General features: G+C 62.0%; 20 protein-coding genes, 1 tRNA gene and 5 pseudogenes. 12 read left to right on the top strand and 14 right to left on the bottom strand.

What is annotated here, in order from left to right; all coding sequences use genetic code 11:
• The first annotated feature begins 24 nt into the window (after positions 1-24).
• A complete protein-coding gene (locus tag P0204_RS00270; protein ID WP_276220802.1) occupies positions 25-3,009 on the top strand; it encodes a hybrid sensor histidine kinase/response regulator in 2,985 nt (994 codons plus the stop codon).
• Here the strand turns inward: P0204_RS00270 and P0204_RS20975 are convergent.
• A complete protein-coding gene (locus tag P0204_RS20975) occupies positions 2,984-3,241 on the bottom strand; it encodes a TVP38/TMEM64 family protein (RefSeq protein WP_336406462.1) in 258 nt (85 codons plus the stop codon). The two genes, P0204_RS00270 and P0204_RS20975, sit on opposite strands and share 26 nt — an antisense overlap.
• Positions 3,133-3,645, bottom strand: a complete 513-nt coding sequence (locus P0204_RS20970) for a TVP38/TMEM64 family protein (protein WP_336406461.1) — start codon at positions 3,643-3,645, stop codon at positions 3,133-3,135. Before P0204_RS20970 ends, P0204_RS20975 begins: the two co-directional genes overlap by 109 nt.
• Positions 3,646-3,720: 75 nt before the next feature.
• On the opposite strand from P0204_RS20970, the gene P0204_RS00255 reads away from it, so the two are divergent.
• On the top strand, positions 3,721-4,092 hold the full coding sequence (locus P0204_RS00255) for a DUF5830 family protein (RefSeq protein ID WP_276220780.1): 372 nt from the start codon (positions 3,721-3,723) through the stop codon (positions 4,090-4,092).
• Between the two features lie 8 nt (positions 4,093-4,100).
• Here the strand turns inward: P0204_RS00255 and P0204_RS00250 are convergent, their stop codons facing one another.
• Positions 4,101-5,036, bottom strand: coding sequence for a DUF7115 domain-containing protein (locus P0204_RS00250; protein ID WP_276220779.1), 936 nt, complete (start codon positions 5,034-5,036; stop codon positions 4,101-4,103).
• Positions 5,037-5,148: 112 nt separating this feature from the next.
• On the opposite strand from P0204_RS00250, the gene P0204_RS00245 reads away from it, so the two are divergent.
• Both P0204_RS00245 and P0204_RS00240 read left to right on the top strand, forming a co-directional pair.
• Positions 5,149-5,292: transfer RNA gene (locus P0204_RS00245), tRNA-Met, on the top strand.
• A 152-nt stretch (positions 5,293-5,444) separates the two neighbouring features.
• Entirely contained in the window at positions 5,445-5,741 is a 297-nt protein-coding gene (locus P0204_RS00240) for a hypothetical protein (RefSeq protein ID WP_276220778.1), read from the top strand.
• Positions 5,742-6,213: 472 nt separating this feature from the next.
• Here the strand turns inward: P0204_RS00240 and P0204_RS00235 are convergent, their stop codons facing one another.
• Positions 6,214-6,408 (bottom strand): hypothetical protein, encoded by a 195-nt coding sequence (locus tag P0204_RS00235; RefSeq protein ID WP_276220777.1) that lies wholly within the window; start codon positions 6,406-6,408, stop codon positions 6,214-6,216.
• Positions 6,409-6,562: 154 nt separating this feature from the next.
• Here P0204_RS00235 and P0204_RS00230 point away from each other — a divergent pair, with 154 nt between their 5' ends.
• Positions 6,563-6,817 (top strand): hypothetical protein, encoded by a 255-nt coding sequence (locus P0204_RS00230; RefSeq protein ID WP_276220776.1) that lies wholly within the window; start codon positions 6,563-6,565, stop codon positions 6,815-6,817.
• Positions 6,818-7,280: 463 nt separating this feature from the next.
• Here the strand turns inward: P0204_RS00230 and P0204_RS00225 are convergent, their stop codons facing one another.
• The 3 genes and pseudogenes from P0204_RS00225 to P0204_RS00215 form a co-directional block, all read right to left on the bottom strand.
• A complete protein-coding gene (locus P0204_RS00225; protein ID WP_276220775.1) occupies positions 7,281-8,825 on the bottom strand; it encodes a methyl-accepting chemotaxis protein in 1,545 nt (514 codons plus the stop codon).
• 238 nt (positions 8,826-9,063) lie between these two features.
• On the bottom strand, positions 9,064-9,603 hold the full coding sequence (locus P0204_RS00220; RefSeq protein ID WP_276220774.1) for a type IV pilin N-terminal domain-containing protein: 540 nt from the start codon (positions 9,601-9,603) through the stop codon (positions 9,064-9,066).
• 102 nt (positions 9,604-9,705) lie between these two features.
• Positions 9,706-9,985, bottom strand: a pseudogene (locus P0204_RS00215) (toxin-antitoxin system TumE family protein).
• A gap of 177 nt (positions 9,986-10,162) precedes the next feature.
• On the opposite strand from P0204_RS00215, the gene P0204_RS00210 reads away from it, so the two are divergent.
• Positions 10,163-10,921 (top strand): creatininase family protein, encoded by a 759-nt coding sequence (locus P0204_RS00210; protein ID WP_276220772.1) that lies wholly within the window; start codon positions 10,163-10,165, stop codon positions 10,919-10,921.
• Between the two features lie 401 nt (positions 10,922-11,322).
• Positions 11,323-11,499, top strand: a pseudogene (locus P0204_RS21035) (DUF7692 domain-containing protein); the annotation flags it as partial.
• Between the two features lie 183 nt (positions 11,500-11,682).
• Here the strand turns inward: P0204_RS21035 and P0204_RS21030 are convergent.
• The 3 genes and pseudogenes from P0204_RS21030 to thsA all read right to left on the bottom strand — a co-directional run bounded on the left by P0204_RS21030 (position 11,683) and on the right by thsA (position 15,774).
• On the bottom strand, positions 11,683-11,928 hold the full coding sequence (locus tag P0204_RS21030) for a DUF7861 family protein (protein WP_379801861.1): 246 nt from the start codon (positions 11,926-11,928) through the stop codon (positions 11,683-11,685).
• 275 nt (positions 11,929-12,203) lie between these two features.
• A complete protein-coding gene (locus P0204_RS00200; RefSeq protein WP_276220770.1) occupies positions 12,204-13,109 on the bottom strand; it encodes a hypothetical protein in 906 nt (301 codons plus the stop codon).
• Positions 13,109-15,774 (bottom strand): annotated as a pseudogene (gene thsA / locus P0204_RS00195) (thermosome subunit alpha). The gene P0204_RS00200 and the pseudogene thsA overlap by 1 nt, the downstream one beginning before the upstream one ends.
• A 289-nt stretch (positions 15,775-16,063) precedes the next feature.
• On the opposite strand from thsA, the gene P0204_RS00190 reads away from it, so the two are divergent.
• Positions 16,064-16,648 carry a Cdc6/Cdc18 family protein gene (locus P0204_RS00190; protein ID WP_276220767.1) on the top strand — a complete coding sequence of 195 codons (585 nt, stop codon included), beginning with the start codon at positions 16,064-16,066 and terminating at the stop codon, positions 16,646-16,648.
• Between the two features lie 247 nt (positions 16,649-16,895).
• Here P0204_RS00190 and P0204_RS00185 read toward each other — a convergent pair whose 3' ends face one another.
• Positions 16,896-18,119 carry an ABC transporter substrate-binding protein gene (locus tag P0204_RS00185; protein WP_276220766.1) on the bottom strand — a complete coding sequence of 408 codons (1,224 nt, stop codon included), beginning with the start codon at positions 18,117-18,119 and terminating at the stop codon, positions 16,896-16,898.
• Between the two features lie 79 nt (positions 18,120-18,198).
• Complete coding sequence (locus tag P0204_RS00180) at positions 18,199-19,437, bottom strand: ABC transporter substrate-binding protein (RefSeq protein WP_276220764.1); 1,239 nt, start codon at positions 19,435-19,437, stop codon at positions 18,199-18,201.
• A gap of 277 nt (positions 19,438-19,714) precedes the next feature.
• Between P0204_RS00180 and P0204_RS00175 the strand changes: the two genes are divergently transcribed.
• Complete coding sequence (locus P0204_RS00175; RefSeq protein ID WP_276220763.1) at positions 19,715-20,266, top strand: hypothetical protein; 552 nt, start codon at positions 19,715-19,717, stop codon at positions 20,264-20,266.
• 206 nt (positions 20,267-20,472) lie between these two features.
• Positions 20,473-20,948 (top strand): annotated as a pseudogene (locus P0204_RS00170) (FKBP-type peptidyl-prolyl cis-trans isomerase).
• Here P0204_RS00170 and P0204_RS00160 read toward each other — a convergent pair.
• The gene (locus P0204_RS00160; protein WP_276220759.1) at positions 20,945-21,526 is read right to left on the bottom strand and encodes a GNAT family N-acetyltransferase; all 582 of its coding nucleotides are present in this window, start codon (positions 21,524-21,526) and stop codon (positions 20,945-20,947) included. The pseudogene P0204_RS00170 and the gene P0204_RS00160 sit on opposite strands and share 4 nt — an antisense overlap.
• Before the next feature lie 105 nt (positions 21,527-21,631).
• Between P0204_RS00160 and P0204_RS00155 the strand changes: the two genes are divergently transcribed.
• Positions 21,632-23,674: an AMP-binding protein gene (locus P0204_RS00155; protein WP_276220757.1), complete on the top strand. Its 2,043-nt coding sequence runs from the start codon at positions 21,632-21,634 to the stop codon at positions 23,672-23,674.
• Between the two features lie 16 nt (positions 23,675-23,690).
• Here the strand turns inward: P0204_RS00155 and P0204_RS00150 are convergent.
• A pseudogene (locus P0204_RS00150) lies at positions 23,691-24,856 on the bottom strand (MFS transporter).
• Positions 24,857-24,970: 114 nt separating this feature from the next.
• Between P0204_RS00150 and P0204_RS00145 the strand changes: the two are divergent.
• On the top strand, positions 24,971-25,423 hold the full coding sequence (locus P0204_RS00145; protein WP_276220799.1) for a type IV pilin domain-containing protein: 453 nt from the start codon (positions 24,971-24,973) through the stop codon (positions 25,421-25,423).
• Positions 25,424-25,466 lie beyond the last annotated feature (43 nt).

Below are 25,466 nucleotides of genomic sequence, written 5' to 3'. Positions count from 1 at the left end.
CGATGGCTCCACTGATCTGTGGTAATGAGTAGCGGACCCGGCGAGATCCGCGTGCTGCACGTCGACGACGAACAGAACCTCGGCGAAGTCGTCGCGATGCATCTCGAACGGATCCACGAGGAGATCACCGTCACCCACGTCAGGTCGGCACGCGAGGGCCTCGACCGACTCGGCGAAGCGGCGTTCGATTGTGTCGTCAGCGACCACGATATGCCGAACATGGACGGACTGGAGTTTCTGCGGTGTGTGCGAGCGGACTACCCGGACCTCCCCTTCATCCTCTTTACCGGCAAGGGGAACGAAGAGATCGCGAGCGACGCGATCTCGGCCGGTGTCACCGAGTACCTCCAGAAAGACGTCGGAACCGACCAGTATACGGTGCTAGCGAACCGCATCGAGCGAGCGGTCAGCGAGCGGCGAGCGAAGACCGCACTCGAAGAGTCAGAGCGGATGCTCTCGACGCTTATCTCGAACCTCCCGGGGATGGTCTACCGGGCCCGTAACGAGCCCGACTGGCCGATGGAGTTCGTCAGTGACGGTGTGAGTGATCTCGTCGGCTACGAGGCCGAAGTGATCGAGAGCGGGGAGGTGCCGTGGAGTTCCCTCATCGACGACACCGAGCTCGACCGCCTCTGGAACCGTGTTCAGACCTGTATCGACGCCGGAGAACCGTTCGAGGTGAGCTACCGCGTCACGACGGCCGAGGGGCGGACACGGTGGCTGTGGGAGCGCGGACGGGTCGTCAGAGAGACGGACGACGGCGTCGAGATCCTCGAAGGGTTCATCACCGACATCACCGCTCGAAAGGAACGGGAACAGGAACTAGAGCGCGAACAGGAGTTCACCGAGGATCTCATCGACGCCATCGACGACGCCTTCTATCTCATCAGTACCGACGGGTGTCTCCTCCGCTGGAACGACACGCTCGCCACGGTGACTGGCTACAGCGACGAGGAACTGGCGGGGATGGACGGCGCGGAGTTACTTCCCGAAGCCTACCACGAGAAACTGGACGCGGCACTCGATCCACACACCGACATCGGCGACGGGGCGTTTCAGGCCCCCTTGTTGACCACGGACGGCCGTGAGATCCCGTACGAGTTCCGGGGCTCAGTCATCAAAGACAGGGACGGCGATGTCATCGGAATCGCCGGCATCGGCCGGGATATCACCGAACGTCGCGAGCGCGAACGGAAGCTCGAACAGTACGAGACGCTCGTCGAGAACGTCGGCGATCCGATGTTCATCCTCGACGAGGACGGGCGAATCCAGATGGCCAACCGAGCGGTGGCCGAGCATCTGAACGCGGATCGTGACGATGTCATCGGCATGCCGGCACGGGCGTACATCGAGGACGACGACTACCAGAAGGGGCTCGAGTTGACGAGAGAACTACTCAGAGCGGGGGGAACGGAGTGGCGGACCTACGAGATGCAGGTCACGACCGCCGACGGGGAGACGCGAGTGATGGAGAACAACATCGCGGTCCTGACTGACGACGAAGCGTTCATCGGGACTGTCGGTGTCGTCCGGGACATCACCGAGCGAAAGGAACGCCAGCACAAGCTCAAACAGTACAAGACGCTCGTCGAGAACGTCGGCGACGCGATGTACGTCCTCGACGAAAACGGGACGGTCCAGATGATAAACGAGGCGCTGGCGGACCACCTGGGATACGACCGTTCGGCGATCGTCGGCGAACACCCGAGCGAGTTCATGCCCGACGCGGATGTCCAGCGTGGAGCCGAGATCATCCAAACGCTGTGTGACGACGACGACCGGATCTGGGAGACCTTCGAGATGGAGACGATCGACGCCTCGGGCCGGCGGACGATCAACGAGGACAAGATCGCACCACTGGTCGAGGACGGCTCGTTCGTTGGGACGGTCGGCGTGATCCGGGACATCACCGACCGAAAGAAACGCGAGCAGGAGTTAAAGCGATACGAGACGATCGTCCAGGCTGTCGGCGACCCCGTCTACACGCTCGACGACGAGGGGGTATTCACGTTCGTCAACGATGCCATCGAACCGTTGACCGGATACGAACCCGCCGAGCTGGTTGGCAATCATATCAGTACGATCATGACCGAGGACGACGTCCAGCGTGGCCAGGAACGAATCCGGGAGCTGCTGGCGGAGCCGGAACGAGACCACGTCACCTTGGAGATGGACATCGTGACTCGCTGGGGCGAACACGTCCCCTGTGAGAACAACATCGTGCTGCTGCCTTCCGAAGACGGGAGTTTCATCGGAACCGCGGGCGTCATCCGAAACGTCGCTGACCGTGTCCAGCGGGAACGACAGCTCTCGGAGTTCGCGAGCGTCGTCAGTCACGACCTCCGAAACCCGCTCAACGTCGTGCAGGGACGGCTCTCACTGGCGGTCGAGACGGGTGACATCTCCCATCTGAACGACGCCATCGACTCCGCGGACCGGATGGAACAGCTCATCGACGAACTGCTCACGCTGGCCCGAGAGGGAGAGATGGTTGGCGAGACCAACCCCGTCGATGTCGGTCTCATCGCCGAACAGGCCTGGGAGAACGTCGACGCTCCGGTTGCGTCCCCGTCGGTAGTCGACTCACCCGCGATCGAGGCCGATGCCGCTCGGCTACGGGAACTCATGGAGAACCTGTTTCGCAACGCCGTGGAGCATGGCTCCACGGGCAACCGGACGGCGTCCGGTGACGCGGTGGACCACGACCCCACGAACAACCGGACGAAGTCCGGTGACCCCGTCGAACACAGCGCCGACCACGTGACGGTTACCGTCGGGCCTCTAGAGGGAGCCGACGGGTTCTACGTCGCCGACGACGGCTCCGGCGTCCCCGAGTCCGAACGGGAGCGGGTGTTCGAGCGAGGGCACACGACCAGCCCCGACGGCACCGGCTTCGGGCTCGCGATCGTCGAAGACATCGCACAGGCCCACGGCTGGACGATCGAACTCACCGAGAGTCAGGCTGGTGGCGCACGGTTCGAGTTCAGGACGACTCCGGACGACCGTTGACGTGTCGGTACGCCGGCCCGGCAATCAGGAGTACCGCCAGCACACCACCGAGAACGAGGACGTGTGGGAGCGCGTCGACCGAGAGGCCGTCGAGCGCGAGCGATCGCATCGACGCGCCGGCGATCACCTCGACGACGACCCAGGGGATCTCGCCGACGAACGTCCCGACGACGAACGCCCGCGTCGAGACGCCGGCGAAACCCGCTCCGTAGGAGACTGGGTCGGCAGGCACCGGCGAGAGCCGCGCGGCCAGGACCCCCGTGTCTCGCCAGTCACCTCGATGAGTCGCCGGCCGGAGTCCCCGAGCCAGCCGAACATCCCGCCTCGCTCGCCGGCTTCCAGGGCGAACCGGTACGGGATGAGACAGGTGACCAACGCGCCCATCAGTGCGACCGGGATGCCGTACTCGATTCCGAGGACGAACCCGACAAACGCCGACAACGGCATCGTCGGCCACGCGAACAGTGGCCGGATCAGATAGAGACCGACGATGACGCCCGCGAGATAGACGGGGTGGTCCGCGAGATGCATCACCTCCGAGACCACCCGCGCCGGCGAGAGCAACAGGGTCGCCAGCGCGACTACCACCACCAGTCCGGCGCTCCCGACCAACTGTCGTTTCGCGAGACGATCCATCTACTACTCGTACCGACTGGGATCGGCAAACCTCTTGTGGTAAGGGTTAATCCGCCGGGGGTCCCACAGGCGGGTGTGCCAGCCGACGACCAGGACCCCGTCGAACTCGGGGTCGAACTGCTCGCTCACCTCGAACACGCCGAGCTATCGGTCGCGGACGCGATCGACCGCATCGAGACGGTGACGACGAACCCACAGCTCCAGCGGGAGATCCTCGATACCGCGGTCATGCGTGGCGTCGTCGATCGCGAGGACGGGCTCGTCCGCCCGCGTTCACAGGGCACGTACGTGAACTTCGAGGCCGACGTGATCGTCCGCGAGGGGTCGTTCTCGTGTGCGCGCTGTGGTGCGTCTATCAGTACCGGGCACTTCGTCCAGCTCGACGGCGGCGAACTCGGCCCGTTCGGCTCGACGTGTATCAGGAAAGTCCTCGGGCGTGAGAACTGAACCGCGGACTAGCGGCCCTGCCGGAGTTCCGCGATGAGTTGTTTGATGACCTTCTCCTGGCGCTGGAGCTGTTCGTTCTGTTGCTCGACCAGCTCGGCCAGTTCCTCGACCTGTGCTTCCAGCGCGGCGAAATCGCCGTCGGTCCCGGACCCGGAGGCGCCCGCGTCGGCCGAGTCGGTCGGCTCCCAACCGCTCTCGTCGGGTCCACTCGCCTCCGTCCCCTCGGCCGCGGCTTCGTCGTCGCCGACCAGCGGATCGATCCCAGCGTCGAGTCCCAGTCCCGACACGTCCGACTCTGAGTCCTCGTCCTCGCCCACCTTCTCGTTGAGCGCATCGAGCGACGATACGTCGTGGTACGCAAACAGCGCTTGCTGGAGCGTCCGGCGCAACGACGGCGCCTTGTTCGACGGGGCTTTGATCCGCTCGGGGCGGCCGTCGACCGAGAGGACGATCGCCGTGGCGACGCTCCCCTCCTCGAACTCCAGACCCGTCACCGCTTCGAAGGCGAACTGCTCGAAGTCGCCGTCCCAGGTGACGCTGCCGACGTGTTTGAGCAGTTGTGCGGACGTGACCACGAGCGTGAGTTCGCTGAACCGATAGACGCCAGCGACCGTCTCTTCCTCGTCGAGGACGCCCGCTGCACTGAGTGAACTCTCCAGCAACCGTTCGAGGACCCCCTCGCTGCGTTTGACCGGGACCGAGAACTCACGTTTGGTGTCGACGTAGGCGAGCGAGAACGTCGCCTTCCGCCGTCCTTCCGAGACGGAGAGACGCTCGAACTCGTGGGGGAACGCCTCGACCCCTTCGTCACTCAGCAACCCCTCGCCTCGGTAGACGAGCGTCCGGGACGGCGTGAAACAGACGATATCCTCGTCGCCGAGGCTGACGCCGGCCTGGACCTCCTCGTCCCCGAGTTCTTCCCGGACGAGGTCTGGTATCTCCATGGTCAGTACGTCCGGGTCCGGTGGCTTAAATCCGCGGGTGGGAGTGTCCCACAGGACCGACGGAGATGGGAACCTTCAAGACGGAAAGCGGCCAAGCAGGCATTGCACCCGCGCCCGGGTGGCTTAGCTGGACATAGCGCCGCACTCATAGGGTCGTCAGACTCATGCGGTACCAACCGGCATGACCCGTGGGGTACTCGTCACACCCCGGACCTGGGCCATGCGGAGATCGAGGGTTCGGAGCCCTCCCCGGGCACTTATCTGAAACGTTACATCCCCAGAGATATCGGTCCGTAGATTACCGAATATTGGCGTTGTCCGCACTGCCGCGCCCGTATCTCCGCGTCACCGACCGCAGCCGTCGAGTACGGGCACCTCGGGGGCTGTCCGAACCTGCTCGACGAGTCGGTGACGCCAGCAAAAACGCGCTCTCACGGCTGTGGGACCACGCTCGGTCCGATCGACCCGGTGCTGCTGGACTACGGCCGCGACGACGGCCTGCTGCTGGCCTGTCGGCTCTGCGAAGACTGTCGGGAGATCGTGCCGACGCACACTGCCAGTAACCCGGATCGGCGGGAACGCTGTGGAGTGGCGTATCCGTACACGACGCTTCGGCTCTACGAGTGTTCACGGGGTCGTGACGACGCGTATCCGCAGTGGGACCTGGTGTCGCTAGATCTCGATGGCGAGCGTCGGGAGAGGTAGAGCCGGTGAGTAGTGTTCGAAAGTGTGTATCGGGGCCGAGGTGCCGCGCTCGGCGAATCAGCGAGACAGACTGTAGCTGTCACTGTCCACGACGTCCCATACTGCAACCGCTGTCGGTCCCGAACACATGGGAAGCCAGGCTTTGCTTCCATGTCAGAGGCTCCTGGTCCCCGGCCTGTTGTCTCGGATACAAGTATAACAACCCCTGTATTCACCAGCATCCTCACAGGCGGTCAACGTACAGTCCTGCAATTTGGGTAAGCGGTGACCGATGCCCGCCACCACACAAGGGGGCGCCCGCGACGAGCGACTGCGCTGTGCCTGAGCGCAGGAGCGCATCGGCGAGGACCCGGCGAGCGGGCTCGATCGGGATCTGGGTACCGACGCCGATCGGCGCCGGATCGTCCTGACGCTGATCGACAGGATGGACTCCATCGAGCGGGTGCGTGCCTGGAAGGCATGTGTGCGCCGGCTATCGAATCCACTCCCGAAGGGCATACCGCGGAACCCGCTGGCAGAACCGCGAGCGATGATCGTACAGCGGTTGGACCAGCGCGAGGCGTGGCTGGAGCATGGCGAGCGGCGCGAGCGCCTGCCACGCGGTCCAATCGGCCGTGTGACTGCTTGGCAAGGACGGCAGTGTCTGGCCGGCGTCGGTCGGTGGCATACCTGTGGTATCCCTCGCGGCCCGTCCGCGGGTTGGCCGCGTGTTTCTGGGCTCTACAAAAGCCGCGCCGCTCTGTACAATTTTTTGGCCAAAGGTTCCACAAACTCTGGTATCGTCGGGGCCATTTATCAGCGAATAGCTGGGTGGTTCTGCTATGCCGCAGAAGCTACAGGACAAGAACGGCTCGGGGCTGGTGCCGATCCCGAAAGACTTCCCGGAGCGAGACGGGTTGCTCACCGAGGACGGTCGCCGGAGGATCGGACGTTCTCGGTCGAACGCCTCGACTCAGGAGCCTCTATCCTGCGCGTGTGCGACGAGCGCGGTGACCTTCCGGTGTGACGCGATCCAGCGGATCGCGGCCCAGCAGTTGCTCACCGACGACGTGTACGGTGGCCCGACTGACGAGTGAACTGTCCCGCCCTACTCACTCGCCGCTAACGCGGCTCGTTCCTTGAGCGAATAATCTTCGTGGTATGGAATTTTTACAGGATCTGTCGGAATTAGTGTGCGCGATAGGAGGGTGAATATCACGAGGAGAGCGTGTCGTAGAACCGTTCCCAACCCCGTACCAGTCATCCGTGGGTGGTCAGTACAGGTTGCTCACTTACTGATCCCACCGACTACTTCTCAGAAGTCTATTAGAAACGCCATGCAAGATATAGAGGGTGTAGTCAGCACAAGAGCAGTGACACTGCAGGTGTCGCTGTAGCCGAGGCCAATATGTGAGAGAACTCGGCTCTCAGGTTTCCCCTTTTACTAGCACATCTTGATACGTATTCCTCAGCATCAACACTCATTTCGAGACGAGGGCGACAGGCATGCAGGCGATGGGATCAGGATAGCTTCCGGATAATGGGGCTGCGTTAGCATCGCTATCGGCCAAGCGTTGATCTAGTACCGTTTTGTCGTTGCTGTGTGCCGTCAAGCCGGCAGCTCCGGTCGGCTGCCCCGAGGTAGAATGAGGTGAGTTGCTCGGGAACAGTTGCTTCGTCTATGACGTTGACAACGAGATCGTCGTCGCTCAACACGTCACCATCATTCTCGTAGGTATTTTCCCTGACGGCCTCTTCGCCCATGAGGTCCAGTTCGCCGGCGATATTGCCGATGACAAACAGCGGGCGGTCGCGCCGTCTATCGACACGTGAGTTAGCCGTATCAAGCCCGTGTTCTGTGACATTGATTACGTTCTCATCGTGATTCCACGATCCGAACAGATCAAGCACGAACAGTCGGTTGCCTGCTAAAGCGTCGGTGAGTGTCACGTCGGCCCTCGCACCGAGGGCATTGTCAAGGGTGTGACGGTCAAGCGTAGCCGTCGGCGACAGTGAGGCGGCCCATCCAGCGTCGATAGCCGCCGCACAGCAGGTGGCGACCGCACTGTCAACGACATCAGTGGAGACCGACTCGTCGCCTGTGTCAGCCGCGATTACCGACCGTGAACCGGCTGGGAGACCACCCATTCGGTCGAACTCGTCGATGCCGGTTGGGACAGTGTCGGCGTTGCTGAGTCGGGCTTCGCGCCCTTCGCGGGCATCCGATAGCGCGTCGTCGATTTCGTTGAGGAGGTCAGTGGTGTCGGCGCGTTCGTCACCAATATCGTCGACCGAACCGCTAATTTCCCGGGCTGCGTCAGCGGTTTCGTCGGTTACGCCGGCGACGCGGGTCGCTGCCTCGGCGCCCTCTTGTACGGCCATTGAGACCTCGTCGATCCCAGTGGCGGCCGACTGAATTTCGTCGCTCACGAATTCGAGTTTCTCATCGGTCGTCTGCACTCGATCGGCTCCGTTTTCGACCGCTGTGACGGCCTCGTCGAGCGCCTCGGTCACGTCAGCGGTCAAATCCTGAATTTCAGTGAGTGTTGCTTCGATTTCTTCAGTGCGGGACTGAGACTCTTCGGCGAGAGATTTGACCTCGTCAGCGACGACCGCGAAGCCATCGCCCGCCTCGTCTGCGCGGGCGGCCTCGATTGAGGCGTTCAATGCGAGCATGTTGGTGCGCTCGGCGATCTGGTTGATCATATCGACGACCTCGTTGATCTGGGTGACTTTCTGCTCTAAGGCTTCGACGTTCTCTTGTACCTGCTCTGTCGAGTCGGAGGCCGTTTCCATCGCGTCCGTTGCCTCGTCGGCGGCTGAGCGGCCTGCATTGGCCATCTCGGCTGCGCGGTTAGTTGTCTGATTGACCTCTTCGGCAGACGAAGAGATCTCCTCGATGGTGGCACTCAGCTTGGAGATATCGTTGGCCACGGCGTCCATCTCCTCAACCTGTGTGGTGGCTGCGGTTTGAATCCCTTCGAGCTGATCGTCGACCGATTCGGAGGTTGTGAGCACGACGCTCACTGCGCCCTGCGCGTTGGCGATCATGCCGTCATTTACATCGGTGTCTCGGTCGGCAGAGGATTTTCCGCTGCTTGGCATTATACACAAAGGCAGGTGAGGGCATAGCAATTAAAATTTTGTCCGTACCATCTAATGAAATATTAACACATAATTATTTCAGATTCACTCTGTCGTCAGTATGCACGCTTACTGACCGGGTGATTCAGCCAGATGTCGGTGAAAAAATATCGTGAGGATGTTTCTATGACAGGCTCTACATTCCACGAATTTCGTCACTCGGGATCGAACTGGCCGTCACCAGTTGGTATTCGCAGCCTTAGTATCTGAGCGTCCGCTTGACCAGCGTATACGACTCGCCGGTATCGGGTTGTGTCCAGACGACACGGACGACTTGCCCCTCCCGGAACACTGGCTCCGTAGCACTGGCATCCGCATCGTCTTCGAGAATCAGTTGTTCACCGGCCGCGATTTGGTCGCTCGACCAGCGAAGATCGTTGCTGGCGGCGCCATCGTAATTGGCAGGCTGGTAATACGCCGCACTCCCTGTCTTCGACGGGTCGAACAGGATTTGTCCCTCCAAGTAGACAGCTACGTTCTCGGCGTCGAGTGTCTCACCGTGGGTGAACGTGATATTCAGGAAGTTCGTCGTTCCACTCCGACTGGGATCGTCGGCGAGCGCCAGGCTTCCACAATCAGTACAGGTATCGACCTCGAACTCAGCTGTCGGCGCGGACCGCGTGGCTGAATCACCGATCTGGAGTGCGAACACGGAGAGCAGCCCTGCCACGATGACGGTCACACCAACCAGTAACAGTACCCCGATTACCGACGACGCACCACGACTTCTGCCACCCATTGCAGTCGTCTTGGCACGTGCAGCATAAAATCGTTTGATCAATTTCACCGACAGATATCGGCACCGGCCACTGTCAGGACGACCCGTTACCGGTGAGGCGGGTCAGGGTGCAGCCTCGACATCGCTGCCCGACTCGAGGCCACAGAGTCCAACGTCACCCGAGAACTCGAGTTCGAAGACCTGGCCACCGATGTGCAGCTCGTGCGTGGTGGTTGTCGAAGCGGATGATGTGGTCGTCTGCGCCGGCTTCGCCGTAGTGGAAGGCGTACTTGCCCTCGGGATACTGCTCCGAGGCCGGCACATCGAGGATGCGTATCCGAACGACGGTGCCATCGTCGTAGGCCTGAATCTCGTCTTCGAGCACCTCGACATCATCGGCCATCGATGTTTGTTAGTGTGTTCCCTAACAGTTGGAGTGTTAGGGTGTGGCCTAACAAGTAGACGGTGACGACCGACTAGACGGGCCGGTTCGGCCGGCCCACCTAGTTCGCAGGCGCCTATGTGAGCCAGTCCCACACCACCACAACTGATTTTGGTCCGACAGGACAGGTGTTGATGCATGCCTTCTCGCGAATCAGTATGTCTTGAGGAGATGGTCTGGCCAGAAGTCGAGTCCGCTATTGAAGATGGATCCCGGACGGCAATCGTAGCCGTGGGTTCGATTGAACAACACGGTCCACACCTCCCGTTGAATATGGATACACTGGACGGGGACGAGATCTCACGTCGAATTGCGACAGAACTGGGTGATGCCCTCGCAGCCCCGACGATTCGCCCTGGCTGTTCAGGCCATCACATGGAGTTCCCCGGTACGATCACCGTTCCACCGGAGACACTCATGAACGTGATCCGGACGTACTGCCGATCTCTCGATGAACATGGCTTCGAATACATCGTCCTTATTCCGACTCATGGTGGGAACTTCGGACCGGTCAAGACCGTCGCTCCCGACATCGCCCGCGAACTTAACGCAACGGTAATTCCGCTTGCTGACCTTGACGAACACATGAACTTACTGAACGAGGGGCTTAGCGATGCAGGTATCGAGTACGATCAGGACGTGATCCACGCTGGCGCTGCCGAAACCGCGATGGTGATGGCCATCGATCAGGACCTCGTCAGAGCAGAGGCCATTGAGTCCGGACCCGAAGGCGATATCTCGCCAGCTCGTCTCTTGAGTGAGGGATTCGAATCAATCACCGAGAACGGTGTCCTTGGCGATCCGACACAAGCAACCGCTGAGGCAGGAGAGGTGATTATCAAGAATGTCGTTGAGACGTACGTCGACCAGATCAAAACCGAACGTGACGCAGTGTGACTGACCCTTCCTGCGGGACACGGATAGTCAGGATCCTGCGGGTGGTACCGAAGAGAGTGAGAATACAGTAGCGACGACTTGTCTGATAGATCGTAATAGAAACCGTCGTTTTCACTCGAAACACGGTGTGTCGTCGAGACTCGAACCCGGTTCGTAGTGACGAAGGGAACCGAAGAATCCCGGTCTTCGCGGTTTCGGCGCGACCGCCCGCGGTTGTGCGTCGACGCGAGCGCTCGCAGCAATATGAACACGAACCCCGGCATCGATGTGTTCATATCCAGTTGGTGGTCGTAGTTCGCGGTCGGTGTTGTCTCAATCTAGTGAAAGGTCCCCGGTGTTTCGAGTGTTCTGGGGGGCCAGGTAGGCGAAAAACTGGGATTCTGGGGGTCGTGTTCACGAGTATGGCCGAGGAGATACCAGGGTCGATCCGGATTCGGACCGGTGACGGGAACGAGTATCGGTACCACGCAGTCGAGGGGGCCAGTGAGTTCTACGGGTGCAACCGGTCGGACGCCGTGGCCTACGCGTGTGACAACGTGCCCGCACCGGTCGAGGCGATCGAGGATGTACTGAGTCGAGAGGATATGACGCTCGAGCAAAAGCGGGAGATCGCTGAAACGTGCGCGGTTCACTGGCTGGAGTTCGAGGTCGATGAACTACTTCACATCCAGTGTAAGTTGCCACGGCCGCAGTCGATGAGGCCGGTAGCGAATAGGGCTCCTCTTTCTTCGATACTAAGCGCTGGACGCTATAATTGTCCCCTACGTCCCACCGTGTTTCCGATACCAGACCCGTTCGCCGATCGGGGAGTCGTCGTCGAGGTCCAGTCGTCGGAGGAAGAGATCGCGAACGGCCAGTGTGACGACGAGTTCGACGGGGCCGCCCTCGGGTGGGCGGACAGTGACGTGGCAGTGGCCATCTCGTTGTTCGAGTGTTTCGATCGTGCCTTCGGTCCAGCGGTCGGCATGGTGGGTCGGTCGTCGAGCGTGGATGCGGTCGTGGGTCATGGGCAGGTGGTAGGTAACCGCGAGTCAGCGGGAGCACTTCGGTGTCGGTGTGTAGGATAGCGGGTGGGCGTTCTGGTCCGATTGACAAGTTCATAAGCAGTGATGGTAGTGTTGACTATCTGCGTGTCACTCTCTCGAAGGTCCGTCTGTAACGGTGTTGACTACTGCAGGAGTTGTCCACCTACGTTTCGCTTCGATATTCTGTAGTATTTAGAACGTACAGGTAAACAGTGATTTATGATCGCCGGGAGTATCTCCGATATTATTCAACGCAGTCACCGTACTGCATCGAGTGTCGTGTCGAGATGGTCCCAAAACTCGGACTTATCGAAGGTGACCTTCTCTCTGGTAACCACCGACTCGTCTCCTAAATCAGTGACGACCGTGACTGTGAAAGACTTTGGCAGTCCAAGTTCGTTGCGCTCGAAGGTAGTGTCGTCGTATTCAAAGTAGTCACCAGGGACTTGGATGTGAGCTTCTATATATCCTTCTTCCACCCGGTTTCGGAGTTGATCAACGAGTTCGACAACTGCGTCGTCGTCCGACGTCGTGGTGTTAGCGCTGTAAGACTGCCCACTACCGGGGTGTGTCCAGTCGTCGGAGAGGGATGCCTCGTCCAAGTCGACTTCATCCAGACGCTCTCGTACTTCTCTGAGTAGATACCGGTTGTCGAACTCCGTTGTCCCGGTACACCACTCGATGAGGGTTTCGGTATCAGCAAGTGGCGTGTATTTCAGTCTGACTTCGTTGGTGTATTCGGTCCTGATCGTCTTCCGTTCCCGGTCATCAGTCTCCACGAGCGTCTCGTAGAATTCCGCTGAGATCGGACCGGTGATGGCAAGCGTATACTCGCCGGGATCGGGCGCAGGGATTTTCCACTGGTATGTGCTCGTGGTCGGTGGATCGACTGGCGACGGCTTTGGATGGACGAGCCGGTCGTCTCGGCGGAGGTATTCGAACTCGTATTGCTCCGGGATTTCCAGCGTAATGGCGCTGCCAGCACGATCGAGTACACTCCGTGAGATTTCGACCGTAAACTCCAGTTCGGCTGTTAGCCGCTTACCATGAATAGCGACCCTGTACAGCTCAGGGTGGAAGTCGGCAAGCAAGTCTTTGATATCACCAAGCAGTCTGAACACCGTCGACGCCCGAAGTGTCCCCGTCCCGGTGACGTCGGTCATTATTCCTCCTCCGCGTGGATTCCGCGAATTCGTGGGTCGATACGGAGCGGTTCAACTCGGTCGGTTGTCCCCGGTATAGTGACCGTGTGGCTATGTGGTGGGTACGGGTTACCGGCACTATCCGAATACCAGATCATAATCTCGAATTCCGACGTGTCGGGCGGTAGCCGAAACTGGTCGACAATTTCGTTAAGCCGGATCGATTCGGCTGGATACTCACGCCCTTCTACCCGCAAGACGCTCCTGATTACCTCCGGGTAGAAGTCCGACAGCGGCGTCATATTGTCTTTGTTGAGCATCGATTGCAGTGATTCCAGCAAATCGGCTAAGACTGGTTGCTCGTACGGTTCTGGCGGATCGACGGTGCCCTCGGCCAGGGCTTGTTCGACGGAACGGACAGCGTCGGATAGCGTCGCCTGCTTCGTCTCATCGTCAATGAGCGGTCCAGCAACCAGTTCCGCTGCAGTCAACCGGTGGAGTCCGATGTTGAGGAATCCGGTAACCAATTCCTTGACTGGGCTGGTGTAGACAGCAACCGGGCGGCCATCGGCGAAGGCCTTGATATCTACGTCGAGCCGGAGAGGACTGGTGTTACGTAACTCGATCGCCAATTCCCGAGTCTCCTCGTCAGATTTGCGGGCGACCGTTGACACCCGGGTGTCTAACTCCGGCCGTTGGATTGTTACAGACTCAGTATACGTTCTGACTTCCTGTTCGCTACTTCTGAGCCTGATCTCGATTTCGACAGACGCTGTGGGTGAGTCAGGGAGCCGCGTATACACGCATTCCAGCTTCCGGAAGACGTCACGCTCGTCTGTAGTTTCGACCTGAAGTGACCTTGCTCCAGTCGCCTCCACAGACGGCATCTCCTCTGGATCGGTTATGTAATCGATGCCCTCGGGGAGTACGACGGAGAGCGTATCAAACTCCCCGTCGACGTGAATATCGAGATCAAACGGATCGTTCGGAAGCACCTTGTCGGGCGCTTCGACAGCAGCAGTCGCTGGCTTCGTCGCTCGCTGTCGGGCCTGCCGGACGCCTTCTTCGGACTCCTGTCCGACCGGTTGTGCTGTACCACCCTGGGCACCGGATATGTCGAGCTGTTCGCCCGCACTGATGACATCGTCGATGCGAACAATCATCCCAGCGGCCTCGGTAGCGTAGTCGATGGCCCGGACGAGTACCGAGAGCGGCTGAACGACACCAGCCGCCCCCATATCAACAACCTCGCCGGTCCCAGCATCCACCCCAGCGGTGAGCACCCCATCGTCGTGCTGTGTGCGGAGTTCGACAAGTGTATCTATCGAGTCACTGCCTGCGTTCTCGGCAAGTGTTTGCGGAATGGTATCGAGGGCGGCGGCGACGGCTTCGATGGCCTGTTGCTCCTGCCTGTCAATAGTCGTAGCATACTCACGCAAACCCATCGCGAGTTCCGTCGCTGCGGCACCACCACCAGGGAGGAGCCGCTCATCCGCCACTGTTGTGGCGACCATCGAGACGGCATCTTGTACGGCCCGTTCGAGTTCGGTGACGACATGTTCGGTGCCCCCTCGGATCAGCAGCGTAACAGTCGCAACGTCAGCAGCGCCCGTGACTACGAGCCGCTCCGCCTCACCGAACTGTTCCTGTGCGATATTTCGTGCGAACCCAGATCTTCAGTCCCGATATCGGTGGGCGCGCCGGCGATGCGAGCGCCCGTTACCTGCGAAAGGCTCTCGAGGTCGGCTTGGTCCACATCGCTCACTGCCAACAGACCCGCTTGGGCCAGATATGCCTGGGCCAATCGGTCAATCATACCCTGACAGACAACGACATCCGCCCCGGCATCCACCAGTGCCTCGGCTCGTGATTCGAGTTGGGCAGTTTCCTGATCGAGAAAGGCCTGTAGTTGATCCGGGTCGGAAACCGTGATTTTGGTATCCAAATCCGTCTGAGGGACTTCGAGGGCTGTGTCCAGCAGGGCGACGTTGGCGTCTGTGACCGCGGTTGGCATGGTCTCGTGGGCTGGACTCGCATCTAGCACGACGCCCTCGAGTAGCTCAGAGTCTTCACTGGTTCCACTGGTTGTCTCGATCCGGATGCTGTCGGAGTCGACTGCCCCATTCACCTGCACTGTTTGGACCGCACGGGCGACCAACTCGCTCAAATGGTCAGCTGTGGCACCCTTCCCAGTCATGGCAGTCCTGGCCACACGCCGAAGGGGTGCCCTGTCGGTCGTATCCACGTGAGTCACGATACGTTCGAGAAGCTGTTCGCTTTGGCTGGCGGCCTGTCGATATCCCGAGACGATTGTCGTGGGGTGGAGACCCTGGTCCAGAAGGGTTTCAGCCTGAGACAGTAACTCACCGGCGAGAGTGACGGCAGTGGTAGTTCCGTCACCGATCTCGTCAGCCTGCGTTTCGGCTACCTCAACGAGCATCTGCGCCGCTGGATGCTCGATATCCATCTCCTCGAGAATCGTGAGCCCGTCGTTCGTGATAACGACCGTGCCATCATCGTCGACGAGCATCTTGTCCATGCCATTTGGCCCAAGCGTGGTGCGTACTGCCTCTGCTACGGCCGTCCCGGCTGCGATATTGCTTGATTGGGCTGTCTCGTCGGTCGTGCGACGCGTCTCTTCGGATAGAATGAATAGGGGTCGGTCGTACCGATGTCGTTCAGCCATACGTCGGGTTGGCGCGGACGTCTGCCTTGCTACCGATTCTATCGCTTCGAGGGTACAAAAAATTACAGGGAACTATCATTTTCTTTTGGATTCACAGCGGTTAGTGGGACCGCTTTAGGATACTCTCGAGAGCCAAGGGCGGGCCAATCAGTAATTTGAGGTGTGCAACGGGATACCGACGGAAGCCCCACTCGTGTGGGCTGGCGACGAACTCTTCGGCTGCTTCGAACGGCTCGGGATTCGTTGGGCTTACGTGAACTGTCTCTCGGTCAACTCTCGGACCGGTGTCTTGCACGAAGCAGTTCGGGACGCCGACCTCGGTGCTGACCTCCGGCGTGAGGGGACGCCGGCCGTCGAGGCGGTTCGGCGGCTCCGGAACTACGACGATCAGGTCGTGGTCATCCTCGACGAGGTGAGCGTCGTCGACGAGAGCGCGCTGCTGGCGCTGGCGGAGGTCTCGAACGTGTCGGTAGTAGCGATCACAACCGACGAGGATGAGTGGTTCTCGGCGCTGTCAGGGCAGGCGACCTCACGGATGCGGTCGGCCGCGACGATCCATCTGGACAAGTACAGTCACGAGGAGTTGTGTGATAGCCTTGCGAGCCGGGTTGCCCAGGGGTTGGTGGGGTCGCAGGTCGACGACGTGGTGCCGTTTGTCGCCGATCTAGCAGCCGGTGACGCTCGACACGGGCTCGCGCTGTTGCGTCGCGGGGTCAAGCACGTCCAGGACCACGATGATGAGCGGCTGACGACAGATGTGATTGAGGAGAGACCGTTGCTGAGCTGGAGTCCTCTGCCAAGTGAGGATCCTCGGACGGCTGAGTCACGCGGAGTCTTCCTCGCTCCTCGCTCTCTGAGACAGATATATCACTAGACCGACTAACCCGAGAGCCCCGTATGCAACACCCCGAGCTTTCGGCAGTGATAGACTACGCTTCGTGGCGTCGCTATAGATATAGTAACCGACTGTCGGCCAGAAAATCAAGAGGTACAGGGCAACACGGATGGGGACGCCATTGTACGCGGTGAGCCAATCCATGGGTAAAAGAGATGGCTGTCAGTGAAAAAGAATCGCCTCGATCAGTGGGCAATGCGTTCGGGTAGAGGACGAGAGGGACTGTTTAGAACTCCCCGTTGACGATGGCTGCGAGCTTCTGGCGGTCGAACAGCCGTTCGTCCTCGGGGATGTCCGGGTAGGGTTCTCCAGCGACGTACCCCGGCCACTCGCCGAACCGGTCCGGATAGAATTGTTTCGCGGTCATCTCCAACTGGAAGAGGTTCATCAGCGGACCCTGCCGTGGGTTGCCGGACCCGTAGAGACGATCGTTCTGGACGGCGGTCAGTTCCGCTCCCACGCTGTGATCACGGATGGCCTGTTTCGTCTCGGGGACATCGTAGTACGAGGAGATGCCGTGGTTCATGATGATGACGTCCGGGTCGGCATCGAGCATCGCTTCGTAGTCGATGAGTTTCCCACCGTATTCGTCGGTCTCGATGTCCGTGAATACGTCACCGGCGCCCAACGGGCGAGTGTGTGCGAAAAAGTACCCTGGCTGGTTGAGTTTGTGGACGTAGAACGAATCTTCCGACAGCCGGGGGTACACCATACCGACTGTCGGTCGGTCGTTCGGTGACGGGAGGTTCGATCGGATGTCGCTCAGAAGGGTCTCTTTGAGAGCGAACAGTTGCTCGAAGCGCTCCCGTTCCTGTAACAGTTCGGCGTACTTTTCGGTGAGTTCCCAGACCGTGTAGTACTGATACGAATCCCGCCAGGATTCGGGCGGTTGACGGTGCTTTCGGCTGTACAAGTTACCGAAAAACGGCCCGACGTTCCCCTCGACCTCTTCGATATCGGACCTGTTCCATCCGTCGAGTGAATCGACGTACGATGGATCGAGGAAGTGGGCATCACTATCCAGTTCGTACAGTGTCTCCTTGCTGTAACCCCCAGCATCCGTGAAATCGATCCAGTCAGTTGTAGTGTCCAGCGTGGAGTAGTAGAATTCCAGCGCAGGAACGGAGGTCGACGGACGTGTCGTTGATTGTACCGCAGTTCCGTGACCGAGCGCCGCCGTGATATCGATCGTGGCCGTCGAACTCGCCAAGACGTTCTGTGGAACCGTCTCAAACGTGACCGTCCCCATCGGGGCCATCGTCACCGAATACGATCCGTCTTCAGACGCGGGCGTCCCAGTTGTCGGCGTCTCAGTCGATGTCGATCCCGATCCCGATTCGCTGGTGGTACTCGAACAACCGCCGAGCAGCGCGCTGCCGACGATCGCTCCGCTATACTTTACGTAGTCCCGCCGCGTCGGCCCTTCGTGACTGCACTCATCGGCTCCCATGTTTTTAGGCTAGCCTAAATATTGATAACTGCTTCGGTTCTTCGGCCGACCGGACTCACTGCTGTGGCACGGTCGCCGTTCAGTTCCCGGTGACGATGCTCGCGACCCGATCCCGGTCGAACAGTTGTTCGTCCTCCGGGAATTCGGGATAGTGGTTGCCGTCTTCGTAGGCGGGCCACTCGCCGAAGATATCGGGATAGAGCTGTTTCGCGGTCATCTCGATCTGGAAGAGGTTCATGATCGGCCCTTGGTAGCGCATCCCCTGTGCGTGGACACGGTCGTTCTGGACGGCGGTCAGTTCCTGCCCGACCGGATGAGAGGTCAGCGTCTCCCGGACAGTCGCCATGTCGTAGCGCGGCGTCATCCCCCAGAGATGGAGGACGACATCGGGATCAGCCTCGAGCATCGTCTCGTAGCCGACAGAGCCCCAGAGCCCGTCCCACTCCGCACTGCCGAATGCGTCGGTGGCAGCGAGCGGGCGGGTGTCGGCGAGCCAGAACCCCGGACGGTTCAAGTGGTACGTCCAGAACTGTCCGTCACCGAGGGTGACACGGACGGCAGTCGGTCGGTCCGATTCGGGTGGGAGGTTCGACTCGATCGTCGCGAGGAGATCCTCGTGGATTGTTTTGAGCCGCTGGTATCGGTCACGCTCCTGAAAGACGTCGGCGACACGTCCGAAGAGTTCCCACAGCGTGTAGTACTCGTACTGGCCGCTGTAGGACTCCGGCGGGGTATCGTTTGTACCGCTGTAGAAATTCCCGAAGAACGGGCCGAGCGTCTCGGAGATCTCCTCGATGTCACTCCTGCTCCAGTTGTCCTGCGTGAGCGCCCACGCGGAGTCCAGAAGGTGAACGTCGCTGTCGAGACCGTAGAAGAACTCCTTCGTGAAGTTGTTGAACGGGTTCGGGAGCCCCTCCCAGTCGAACGAGACGCCGTCGAGCCGTTCGTAGTAGTGGTTCATCGTCGGGCCGGCCATATCGGGGACGAACATCGAATTGACGGCGTCGGCGTGGCCGAGCGCGACCAACATATCCGGGTACTGGTTGTAGATCGTGAGGACGTTCTCCGGTACCGAATCGAACTCGACCTCGCCGACCGGTGACAGCGTCGCGGTGTAGGAGCCGTCAGCCGTCGCTGTGGTCCCAGGCGTCGCGGTCTGGTCCGTTTCGGGAGTCCCCTCCGTCTCAGCGGACGCGTCGGGAGCGGAATCCCCACTGCTGCCCGTACAGCCTGCGAGGAGTGCGCTGCCCAGCAGCGCACTGCCACCAGCGACGTAGTTCCGCCGCGTCAGTTCGTTTGCATCGTCGAGAAAGTCCATAGTTTGGCAAGCCTGGTGCAGGTATAAGTCGCTTCCGGATTTTAGGCCAGCCAAATAATAGACGAGCGGCCCCTCCACAAGAGCCTTACCGGAATCGTCACGAAGTTCGCGTATGAATCGCCGTGCCCTCCTCGCCGCTGTCGGTGCTGCCGTCCCGTCTCTCGGTGGATGCCTCGCGAGTGCGCCAGGCGGATCGCAAGCGCCGGAACCGACAGCGACTCCCCAGGCCCGAACAGAACAGTCGCCGTCATCGACAGATTCACCCACGGAGACAGCCGTGTCGACCGAAGCCACGACGGACGATCAGCCGACGCTCTCGGATTCACGGGGTCCGACGCGCGGTGAGAGCGATGCCGAAGTGACGACCGAGGTCGTCGAGACCGACGAGAACGTCGAGTACGTCGAATCGGAGCACGCGGTACGGTACGTCGCTGCCTGGAAGCACACGAACCACGAGGAAGTCAAGGAGGGTGCGAAGCCGGAACGGGAACCAGTGTACGAGACGGTCCCGTTCGAGCAGTGGGCTCGGACGGAGGCGTTCACGGCCGCGGCCCGCGCTGCTGCGGAGCACGCGAACGGGGCGCTCGGGACCGACGAGGTCGGTAGCGGGATCACGAGCAGTGTCGACGGGACGGATCTCGCGCCTTTCGTCTCGGTAGAGACGGTTCTGGACCGTGAGGGCGAGATCGTCAGTGAGACGTCGGTTACCTTCGACCGACTCGTTGCAGTCACACCCGCGACCGTCGGCGTGACCTACCGTCTCGACGACCAGTCGGTCCAGTCGGAAGCGCCTATCTATGCCCGCTACAGCGTTCTCCAACAGGCGTAGCGGAACGGGAGACACTCTCGCGTCGATACAGTTGCACGACCCTGCGATCCGGTTGGGATCCCAACCCGGTAGCTGAACGGAGAGCCAGAGACGGGCCGAACAGTTCACCTTCGGCGGTGTGTGGATCGACTCGTCTGCTACCGCAAACGTCTCCGGGACCGGCGTTCGACGGGACGTTTATCCCGTTGGTCGCCACAGATCCACCCATGACCATCGAAGCGGGCGACGGCGTCACCATCGAGTACGTCGGGCGGTTCGAGGACGGGACGATCTTCGACACCTCCCGGTACGAGGTCGCAGCGGAACACGGGCTGGCCGAGGCACAGGACGCCGATCCCGACAGCTACAAAGCCCTCTCCTTTCGGGTCGGTAACCGGGACGTGATCGCCGGGCTCGACGACGCACTCGTTGGCCGCAGCGAGGGCGAAGAAGCCACGATCACGGTCGACCCCGGGGACGCCTACGGACCGGTCGAATCCGAGAAGATCAGGAGTACGATACCGCCACGTTCGAGGCGATGGTCGGTACGGAGCCGGAGGTCGGGATGCACGTTCACGCGGAGAACGACCTGCACGGCGACGTGACCGCCATCCGCGACGACGCCGTCGAAGTCGACTTCAACCACGAACTCGCCGGAAAGACGCTGGTGTTCGAAATCGAAGTGGTCGACGTCTGGGGCTAGCTGGTATCGTACTTGTAGGTCGCCTCTTCCGGATCGATCCCGAAGTCCTCCGCCGACTCGTCGGGCTCGGATTCGGCCGCTTCGTCGGCCGACGCGGCCTTGAACCGCTCCCGGAACCGGTCGGGCATCCAGAACCGCTCGACCTGGAGCCGGAGCGGGACCGCCCCGGGCTGGATGTTCTCCTGTTTGGTCACCAGCCGGTCGCGGAGCTTCGCCGGCAGCTGTTCGGGCTCGATCGGCTCGAATCCGAACTGCGCGAGGTAGTCGGCTGCGTTCGTCAGCGAGTACACCACGTCGAACCCCTCGTCGGCCGCGTACTCGACGAGCCGTTCGATGACGTGGGCGCCGACCCCCTGGCCGCGCCACTCTTCCAGGACGCCGATGCTCGTCAGTTCACAGTAGTCGCCGTCGTCGGTCTTGTGGATACGGATGCGGCCGAAGCCGGCCTTCTCGTGGCTCTCCTCGTCGATGGCGACGACGTAGTCACGGGAACGGAACGCTGTCTCGTCGAGCCCCATCGCTTCGATGTGGTCCAGCAGCCAGACCTCCTCGCGGTTTTTCGCGTCCCGGACGTACATATCCCGACGTTGGCCGGCCACGGCAAAAGGGTTTGCTGGTGGGCGGTCGGACCGGTCGGTGCAACCCCACACAACTACTTTGGGTCGTGTCATCGAGAGACACGTATGGGCAGCGACGGCGGCGACTACCGACACGTACCGTCCGAGGCGTTCGTCGAAGCGACGAACGTCCGTGAGTTCATGCGGACCTACGGGATCGAGGACTACGAGGGACTCGTCGAGCGGACGACCACCGAACTGCCGGACGAACCGGACTCCGGCGTCGAATGGTTCTGGGACGAACTCGTCGACTACCTCGGCATCGAGTTCTTCGAGACCTACGACAGCGTCAGGGAGCGCCAGTCCCGGACGGTCGCCGGCGAGACCTACGACGGCCCGCAGTTCACCGACTGGTACCCCGGCGGCCGGATCAACGCCGCTCACAACGTCCTCGACAGACACGCCGCCCGGGACAGCGGGTCGCGCAACCACGCCGCGCTCGTCTGGGAGGGTGAACCCGGCGACGTCCGCGAGGTGACGTTCCACACCCTGAACAGGCAGGCCAGCCGGGTCGCCAGCTACCTCGACTCCGTCGGCGTCAGGACCGGCGACACCGTCGGCCTCTACATGCCGATGGTCCCGGAGGTCGCGGCGGTCCTCTATGGCTGTCTGAAGGTCGGTGCCGTCGCAGTCCCCATCTTCTCGGGCTTCGGCGTCGACGCGACCGCGACCCGTCTCGCGGACGCCAACCCCTCGGTGCTGTTCACCGCCGACGGGTTCTACCGCCGTGGCTCGGTCATCGATCTCAAGGGGACGGCCGAGGAGGCCATCGCCGACGCTGCCGACCGTGTCGACGGCCCGGGCGTCGAACACACTGTCGTCTACGACCGGGTCGGGACGGCGGAGCATCCCGATCGGACCCTCCAGTGGACCCGTCGCGACGAGTGGTGGGACGACGCCGTCGGGGAGCAACCCGACAGCTACGCGGCCAAATCGCTGCCCAGCGGCCAGCCCTCGATGCTGTTGTACTCCTCGGGGACGACCGGGAAACCGAAAGGGATCGTCCACACCCACGCCGGCGCGCTCCTCCAGGCGGCCAAGGAAGTGTACTTCGGGTTCGACCACGATCCCGCCGATCGGTTCTTCTGGGTCAGCGATATCGGCTGGATGATGGGTCCCTGGACACTGCTGGGCAACCACGCCTTCGGCGGCACCGTCTTCATGTACGAGGGTGCACCCGACCACCCCGAACCGGACCGCTTCTGGGCGATGATCGACCGTCACGATCTGACCGTCTTCGGCGTCTCGCCGACCGCGATCCGGGCGCTACGCAAACGGGGCGAGGAGTGGCTTGCGGGCCACGACCTCTCCAGTCTGCGGATGCTGGGTTCGACCGGAGAACCCTGGGACGAGGAGAGCTGGGAGTGGTTCTACGAGCACGTCGGCGGCGAGTCGTGCCCGATCGTCAACATCTCCGGCGGGACCGAGATCATGGGGTGTTTCCTCATGCCGTTGCCGATCCAGCCGCTCAACCCGGGCACGCTCGGCGGTCCGGGACTGGGGATGGACGTCGACATCGTCGACGATGCCGGCGAGTCCATCCGCGACACCCACGAACGGGGCTACCTGGTCGCCCGGGACTCCTGTCCGTCGATGACGAAGTCGCTGTGGGGCGGCGACGAACGGTACGTCGAAGAGTACTGGTCGACCTGGCCCGACGTGTGGGACCACGGCGACTGGGCTCAGCGGGCCGAGGACGGGCTCTGGTACCTCCACGGACGAGCCGACGACGCACTCAACGTCGCCGGCCGGAAGGTCGGCCCCGCGGAGGTCGAAGGCGCGGCGATCGAACACCCGGCGGTCAACCAGGCGGCCGCCGTCGGCGCACCCGACGAGACGACCGGGACTGCAGTCGTCCTCTACGTGGTCCTCGGTCCCGACCACGAGGCCGGCGAGGACCTGGCCGACGCCATCCGGGAGACCGTCGGCGCGGAGTTGGGCAAACCGTTCCGGCCCAGGGAGGTACTGTTCGTCGACGCCTTCCCGAAGACCCAGGGCGGGAAGATCGTCCGCCGGGCGATCGCCGCAGCCTATCGGGGCGAGGCCATCGGCGACCGCTCCAGCATCGAGAACCCGGCGGTTCTGGAGGCTATCGGCGACGCCACGTAGCTCCCGCGGCTCACCGTCAGTCGGCCGGCCGTTCCTGACCGGGAAGCTCCAGGCGCAACAGCCCCGGGAGCGCGACCAACGCGACCACCAGTTCCGCGCCACCCGCGACGACGAACGCGGCGAGATAGCCGACCTCGCCGGCGACCAGTCCGCCCACGAGAATGCCCGCCAGGAACCCGACGCTTCCGGCGGCGTTGAACCCGGCCATCGCCCCGCCCCGTTCCGCGTCGCCGGCCAGATCGGAGACGAGCGCCATCGTCGCGGGTGCCATCAGCGCCCCGATGACACCGACGACGACCATCCCCAGACCGGCCGTGAGAGCGGTCGGCGCCAGGCCGACGGCGACGACGGCAAGTCCGTACAGCGAGGAGCCGACGGCGACCGGGACCGTCCGTCCGACCCGGTCCGAGAGGACCCCGAAGGGGTACTGCAACAGCGCGAACGGCGCGAAAAACAGCGCGAGCATCACCCCCGTCTCGGCGGGCGTCAGCGAGAACACTGTCCTGAAATATAGTGTACCCACGAGGGCGAAAAAGCCCGCTGTCATTCGGTCGACGAAGCCGAACGTGTAGGGAATCGCCAGCGTCGGCGTCGTTCGGAGACCGGTCAGCGCGTCGCCGATCCGGCTCCCGTCTGCCGGGGCGCGATCCGTCGCTAGGGTGGCGAGAGCGGCGACGACGAACAGGAGTCCGCCGGCCACCGCCAGGGAAGCGTCGGTGCGACGCCGTACAACTGGCCGCCCAGCGGCGCACCCAGGGCCGTCCCGGAGCCGATGGCGATACCCGCCGCGCCCATGTTGCGCCCGTGGCCGCCGGAGAGGTCCATCAGCATCGTCATCGACAGCGAGAAGGGAGCGATGGTCGCCGCACCCTGGAGCGCGCGGACGAGGAGGATCGTCTCGAAAGAGACGCTGGCCACCCCCGGGAGCCACGCCAGTAGCCCGTACAACAGCCCACCCGTGACGGCACCGCCGACGATAAAGGGGAGACGGCGACCGCTCGCGTCGCTCAACACGCCCCAGACCCCGGCGAAGGCCACGAACGCGGCGAACTCCGCGGCGAGGAACCACATGCTGGCGTCGAGGTCCGTCTCGGCACCCAGTGCCCGCACGAGGGTGTCGACCCCCGGGTAGAGCAACACCTGTGCGAGCAGGACGGCGAAGACCACCCCGGCGAGGACCATTCGCTCCCGGCGGACGCTCACGCGAGAGCGTACGGCGAGGAGGGAAAATACGTGTCGGCGAACGGTCGGCTCCGAGTGTTTTTCCCTGAAGCCGCACGAACGGCGCCCACGGAGATGGTTCCAGCCACGGAACGGGGGGTATCGCCGGTCGTCTCGACGGTCCTGTTGGTCGCGGTAGTCGTCATGCTCGCCTCGACGGTGTCGGTCGTCACCCTCGGCTTTCCGAGCCAAGTCGGCGAACCGGCGCCGGTCGTCGCCCAGTCCAGCGGCCAGCTCGTCCGGGACGTCACTGGTCCCGGTGGTCGTTACGACCAGGTCGTCAACATCACACACGAGGCTGGCGATACCATCCAGGTCGAACACGTCGAGGTCGCCGTCGACGCCACCGACGCCTGTGGCAAGCGCGGTCGACTGGTCGACCTCCCGGACGAGGCTGTCGGCTCCGGTAGCCCGAACCATATCGAGGGCGACCACATCTTCGACTACCACTCCCCGGAGGAGGCGCGCTCGATCCGACCACGGGCGACACCGCGTTCAGCGCGGGCGACACCATCCGCTTCCGGCTGACAAACGGGGCTTGCTCCCTCGCCGACGGCGACAGGATCACCGT

This window comes from Haloarcula halophila (assembly GCF_029278565.1).
Taxonomy (GTDB): domain Archaea; phylum Halobacteriota; class Halobacteria; order Halobacteriales; family Haloarculaceae; genus Haloarcula; species Haloarcula halophila.
The sequence above is the reverse complement of the archived record's forward strand: the minus strand, read 5'-3'. Positions and strand labels throughout refer to the sequence as shown.